Genomic DNA, 5852 nt, shown 5'->3' on the forward strand with positions numbered 1-5852 from the left:
TAAGTTGGAGTCATTACCCACAAGTCATTATTCATGTCTGTGGTGTCCGGGCGCTACGTCGTGCTTCCGCATTGAGCCAAGCGAGCTGTTTCACCCCTCCGGGCTTCCATCGCTGACACAACGGCATTTCACCGCTACGGCATAAGGGGCGCTAAGTTCGAGTATGCTCGCCGTCATTTTCTCCTGTGAGTCTTTCTTCTTCATATCAGCTTCCGGTAATCGTTACCCGTCACAACCTGGTCAGCAAGGTAATGCATAGCCGCTTCGCGCCCTTGCTGGCCAGAACGACTCCGGGGAGGCCGAACCGTCAGGCGATACGAAGACGAAATTCACACTGACGGAGAAACAACCATGACTATGAACCTGCATACCCAAACAAGCGTCCCTAATCCCGCACCGGCGACCAGCGCATCCCCGCTGGAGCAGTCAGGCTCCTCAAAAACGAAATTTTCTAAAGGCAAAGCCAAACCAGATGTTTACCAGGTTGTGACTGACAGCATCATCGAAGCGTTAGAAACGGGGGTTAAGCCGTGGGTGTGTCCGTGGAAGCGTAATGGTGCGGTGTCAGGTATTCCGTCAAACTTCACCACCGGCACAAGCTACAGCGGAATTAATATCATGATGCTGTGGTACAGCGCAGCAGCGCAGGGCTTCACAGATTCCCGCTGGTTGACTTACAAACAAGCTCAGGAGTTGGGCGCTCAGGTTCGCAAGGGGGAGAAGGGTACAACGGCCATTTTTTACAAGATGCTTGAGAAGGAAACCGAGGCGGGTGAGGTTGAAAAAATCCCAATGCTGAAATCATTCACCGTTTTTAACGCTGAACAAATAGAAGGGCTGACTCTGGAAGAAAAAACCGCACCGCAGCCGGTGGCAGAATTCGATCCGCTGCCGCAAGTTGAAGCACTGTTCCAGCGTACAGGCGCGAAAATTACTGAGCGTGGCCAACAGGCTTTTTTCAGACCATCAACAGATGAGATCTGGATGCCAGAGCGTCATCTCTTTACTGATGCAGCAAATTTTTACGCTACCGGCTTGCATGAACTTGTTCACTGGAGCGGAGCAAAAAACCGTTTAAACCGTGAGAAGGGTGGGAAGTTTGGATCTGCGGGATATGCCTTTGAAGAACTGATCGCGGAGCTGGGAAGCGCATTTTTAATGGCTGATCTGAGTATTTACGGGGAAGTACAGCACGAAAATTACATAGCCTCCTGGCTGGAAGCGTTGAAAGGTGACAAGCGCTTTATTTTTAAAGCTGCAAGTGCCGCTTCTAAAGCACACCGCTATTTGATGGATTTTTAAGGAGTAAACAGCCCCGCAATGGGGCTATTAATAATGGTTTTCTGAAGTAGGACACATGAGGAAGCGTTATCCACAAATCTACATGAGAAATAGCCAGTGAGCTGGGAGGCAGCCAAGCCATCCCAGCAAACGGGAGCGCCCTTAACGGCGGGACAAGCCGTTATGGGTTCGATTGTAGAGTTGTGGGTAACGCGGGAAGAGGAGAAAGAGAGTTCAAATTCATTGAATAATGGCCTTTCGCCGGTTGAACGGTGAAGCCTTCCTGTTCAGGGCTTCGAATTTTTATTATTAATGAACTATAACAGTAACTTCGTGAACTATAATTCAATGCTAACTAATTGATATTAATGTGATATGTTATTTCTTTTCTTCTAGAAAGACTTTACTTAAAAGACTTATAGTCTTTTAAGTAAAGGGGCATACTTCGTAAAAACGCAACGATGAAAATTTATGGAGAATGCTTATGTCTTTAGAAAATAAGGTAAAATTACTGGAGCGAGTCGCGAAAATCTCTGACAATCTTTGTCGACTAATTTTATGTACGACAGTCCTTATGCTTGTTTACTTCTTAGTCTCAGGTCGTTGATATGACTCCCTTATGGAAACCAATGCCTTATTATGTAATGAGGGATTGTAATGTTCTGAAAAATATAAAGAAAAACAAGGTTTCCACTGGGGTGGCATCCTTGAAAATTTTTATTCTTCTTTGTTTGAAATCCGAAGTGGATGACCAGGGAGGGTATAGCGCTTCAATAACTTATGACCAGTTCACTCAACTTTGCTCATTGAGTCGGAGGTTGATCAGCGAAGGATTGCGTTATCTCGAATCAACCGGGGTGATTGAGACTCTCGGAGAGAGGAAAAAACGCTACATCTTACTCAACTGTAAGCTAGAGGATAAGAAACGTGTACCAGCACCTTTCCATACATCTTACGGCCATTGGTGCAAACTCCCTTATAAAGGCCTTGTGGATGAAAATGGTAGGATAACTGCTTTTGAATCAATGAGTAATAGAAATATTCTTGAGTTAAACTCTCTGAAAATTTTTATTTATCTACTAATGATCAGGTCAGGCGGTAAGGTGTACTCAGCTGTAACCTTAAAAACGATTAAAGATAAGTTACGCCTTTCATATCAAGAGATTATGGTTGCTATTGCGTTTCTTAATTCGGTAGGATTGGTTGAAAAAGTAAGTGTAGGTTCAAACTCAATTGGTAATTACGATGAACGTTTCTCCATTAAGTTTTTGGTTTGTGGTTGGGAGATCTTGGAATGGAAACCTCATTATCTCTCAAGTGATAAAGATGATTGGAAAGAACAATTGCTTAGTGATTATTTCTGATGAAGCCCATCGATGGCGAAGGGCTTCAATGATATCTGCATTTTTTAGTAATGGCTGGTTTGAGCTATTGATTCACTCCAAAGCCGGTTGAACTCAGCCTGATACGTTCCCGCCAGTGCCGGGGCGTTCTGCACCAGTAGCGCATTTTCAGCATTACGACTGTTAGCGCTGGCGGTGTAATTGAATGAGCCGGTTTGCACCGTGTCACCATCCACCACCATAAACTTATTGTGCATGATGGCGTAACGCGCATTAAGGCGAACCGGCACACTCTGATTAGCCAGAAACGTAACAGCAGTGTATCTGTCATTGTTGGCCTTCTCATCGGCTACAACCCGGACTGATACACCACGATTTTTTGCGGCGACGAGCGCCGCCGCAATTGGCTTACTGGTGAAGCTGTAAGCCGCAACATCCACGCTACGCTTTGCGCCATTGATAGTGCTTAACACCACTTCTAAGGCGCTTTGCTGATCTGTGGTGGCGGGAGAAAAACCCACAGTTAAAGTAGCCATCACTGGCGGGGAAAGGGTTAAGACCAACGCGAAAAGGATTGATTTACGCATAGTTATTTAATTCCAGGGATTTTAGTTCATCCATTGTATAAAAGCGGAACACGTTGCGGTGCTTTGCTTCCAGCGTGACATGTTGGCTGTTTTCGATAACCTGTTTTATCGTGTCGAACAGCAGCATTAATGCCCGTTTCTTTTGTTCATCCGGCACGATGTAGAACACGAAAAACCAGAGATTTTCTGTTCTCGCTCTCAGGTGGCTGGCGATAATTTGCTGATAGCGGGCTTTTGTTTTTAAGCTACGTTCCGTTTCAATGGCGATCCGTTTGCCATTTGGCAGCGTGATTAATCCGTCAGGCCGGTGCTTCACCTTAAACTGATTTAAAAAGGTGTTACGGTCTCCGTTAATCCAGTCCATCGCGCCTTTTTGTGCCAGCGTAAGGTGTACCAGTTGATTATCCAGATGGTGATCGAGGCTCCAGCCTTTTAACTTCGCCGGTTCAAATCGGGCGGGGAAAATCTTGTCTTCGGGGCTGAGTACAACGGCGATCCCATCCTGGGTTATTCCCCACAGCGTGAGACTGCCGAGGCGAGAGACGAAAACATATTTTTGAATAAGCCCCATTCCTTCCAGTTTATCGAGCAGAAGGTAAAGTGGTTGATGTGCCTTATACCTAAAGAGTTGTTTTAGCGTGTCAAAATCGCTGTAGGTTTCTTCTTTCAAAAAATTAAGAAGCTGTGCCATTTTTTCACTGTTACGGCCTTTGCGTTCTTTATCGCTACTTATCAACATGGCATTCCCTTATTCATCAAAATCAAAAGAAGACGTTTCAACAACCGGCTCAACCGGCGCTAACTCGGCTGTTCTGTTTTTTTCTGCCGCCACTAAAACGGGTGCCGTCTGGGTTGCGGGTGCTTCAGTAAAATCGAGCGGCTTTTTAATCGAGATGGGTGTGATCGGCGTGACGTCATAAACCTGTAGCGGCTGTTTTTTCACTTTCAAGGGTGAGATAAGGGAGGCTCGGGGCAACTCTGTGGCCGTGAAAATATAGCTGACGAACGGAGGCAGGTTTAACAGCATGTTGCTGTCGATATAAAAACGCTCCGCCTGTCGGATTGTGCGCTCGTCGTCTATTACTTCGGTCAGTACCCGATTGGTTTTTGCTTTGCGACTTTCATCGTCCACTAAAATCGTACCGGACATTTTCGCCACCCATAACGCGGTGTCGGGGTCTTGCAGTTTATACACCAGTTTAAATTTGGCGTTTTCCACTACGGCACCCACCACGGCGTCGCCGTTTAAATCGGCGGGGCAGTCGCGGAGGTCGGCAACGGACTGGTGATCCATAATGATATGCACGCCTTTATCTCGGGCAGCGCCTAAACCCTCAAGTGCAGGCCGTGATAAATGGTATTTTAGTTCGGCTAGGTGAATAGCAATCGGGCGTGGCGTGGTATTGATTCTGTCGCGTAACTCAGCAAGCTGCATTAACCGAACTAAAATCATGCGTTGAGTTGCGATCACTTTGCTGTTGCGCATCGAACCGATGATGTAACAGCAACCGCCGTCGTCAAAAATCTTTTTTAATGCCAATCCTTCCGGCGCATTGATGGAGTTTAATAAGGCCAGCTCCTCTATTTTACCGAAGAATCCTTTAATCGTTTCGGCAATGCTTTGCACAAAATCGCTGTTGAATAAATCGCGGATCGTAGCGGTTGGGTTTTCATTAATTAATTGTGCAGTAGCGCGTGCAGCTCTGCGGTCGTCGATACGATAGAAGTCGGCGGCCTCGCCTTTTTCTGCCAGGCTAAACCCAGCAATAAAAAGTTCCTCTAAATGTTCTGCTGTAATACCATCAATAAGGTTTAGCTGATATTCCGGCCTGTTTAAGTCAATTAGGTAGAATGGTTTTCCTGCATCTTCACATGCTTTCCTTATTAAGTGAGGTGCCCATTCATCATTTTTGGGGTCCATTTCAAAAACGCCTTCACCGGCTAAAATACTTTGATAAATAAGTAATCCTGTTGCAACCCCTTTACCTGCGCCCGTAGTACCAATGACATCGGCATGTTGTTTTTGCCAGTCACTGAGCGGAATATATTGAGGTTCTCTTTTTTCATTGAGTCCAATAAAAACGCCTTTTGTTAAATCAATGAATTGCTCAGGGTCATATTTTTCAGTTGTGGGAAGCAATGCTTTTATTTCGCGCACATCAGTACGCGTATTTCTTTCCAGACTGGTTTTTTTAACCATTTTCCTTTTGAGCTTGTCAATCTCTGGTGAGAGAACGCGGCGTGCAACGTAATGAAATATCACGCCGACCACAGTAAATGAAATCAATATCGCCCACAAAATTACTGGCGTACTTACTTCCAGTCTTGCCGGGTATAGAAAGCGAAGTACGTAAGAGGTGGCCGGTGATATTGTGCCAAAAATAAAGCATAAGAGTGAAAAGCAGATAATAATGCGTTGCCATATTGGCGCTTTTTCATGCTCATCCCGATTTAGCGGGACAATAAAGGGTAACGTCAATCCTGATAACAAGGCTAATAATAGCTGATGTTGTTGCATATAGCCGAAGAACGCCGTGGCGTTATCGACTATGGGCATTAGCTTCTCTGTGATTTTATTAAGCATGTCTTAACCTTTAAATGGTTTCTTTCGGTGAGCTATCTCGGTGAATCCACTCGGTGA

The 5852-nt window shown here is 45.5% G+C and carries 5 protein-coding genes; 2 read left to right on the forward strand and 3 right to left on the reverse strand.

Translation table 11 applies throughout. The features are described 5' to 3' along the window. The first annotated feature begins 351 nt into the window (after positions 1–351). Complete coding sequence (locus tag BEI65_RS25755; protein WP_099065648.1) at positions 352–1302, forward strand: ArdC family protein; 951 nt, start codon at positions 352–354, stop codon at positions 1300–1302. Between the two features lie 608 nt (positions 1303–1910). Next, positions 1911–2645, forward strand: coding sequence for a hypothetical protein (locus BEI65_RS25760; RefSeq protein WP_040118354.1), 735 nt, complete (start codon positions 1911–1913; stop codon positions 2643–2645). A 44-nt stretch (positions 2646–2689) separates the two neighbouring features. On the opposite strand, the gene BEI65_RS25765 is transcribed toward BEI65_RS25760, so the two are convergent. The 3 genes from BEI65_RS25765 to BEI65_RS25775 are packed head-to-tail and all read right to left on the reverse strand — an operon-like array spanning position 2690 to position 5795. Further along, complete coding sequence (locus BEI65_RS25765) at positions 2690–3211, reverse strand: phospholipase D family protein (protein WP_099065649.1); 522 nt, start codon at positions 3209–3211, stop codon at positions 2690–2692. After that, positions 3204–3950, reverse strand: a complete 747-nt coding sequence (gene mobC / locus BEI65_RS25770) for a MobC family replication-relaxation protein (RefSeq protein WP_040118352.1) — start codon at positions 3948–3950, stop codon at positions 3204–3206. The genes BEI65_RS25765 and mobC overlap by 8 nt, the downstream gene beginning before the upstream one ends. A 9-nt stretch (positions 3951–3959) precedes the next feature. Continuing rightward, entirely contained in the window at positions 3960–5795 is a 1836-nt protein-coding gene (locus BEI65_RS25775; RefSeq protein WP_099065650.1) for a type IV secretory system conjugative DNA transfer family protein, read from the reverse strand. Positions 5796–5852: the final 57 nt, after the last annotated feature.

The sequence above is a fragment of the Serratia sp. BW106 genome, from assembly GCF_002607755.1.
Taxonomy (GTDB): Bacteria; Pseudomonadota; Gammaproteobacteria; order Enterobacterales; family Enterobacteriaceae; genus Serratia; species Serratia proteamaculans.

Coding starts and splice junctions, on each gene's coding strand:
- BEI65_RS25755 (WP_099065648.1), top strand. CDS start 352: ATGACTATGAACCTGCATACCCAAACAAGCGTCCCTAATCCCGCACCG.
- BEI65_RS25760 (WP_040118354.1), top strand. CDS start 1,911: ATGCCTTATTATGTAATGAGGGATTGTAATGTTCTGAAAAATATAAAG.
- BEI65_RS25765 (WP_099065649.1), bottom strand. CDS start 3,211: ATGCGTAAATCAATCCTTTTCGCGTTGGTCTTAACCCTTTCCCCGCCA.
- mobC (WP_040118352.1), bottom strand. CDS start 3,950: ATGTTGATAAGTAGCGATAAAGAACGCAAAGGCCGTAACAGTGAAAAA.
- BEI65_RS25775 (WP_099065650.1), bottom strand. CDS start 5,795: ATGCTTAATAAAATCACAGAGAAGCTAATGCCCATAGTCGATAACGCC.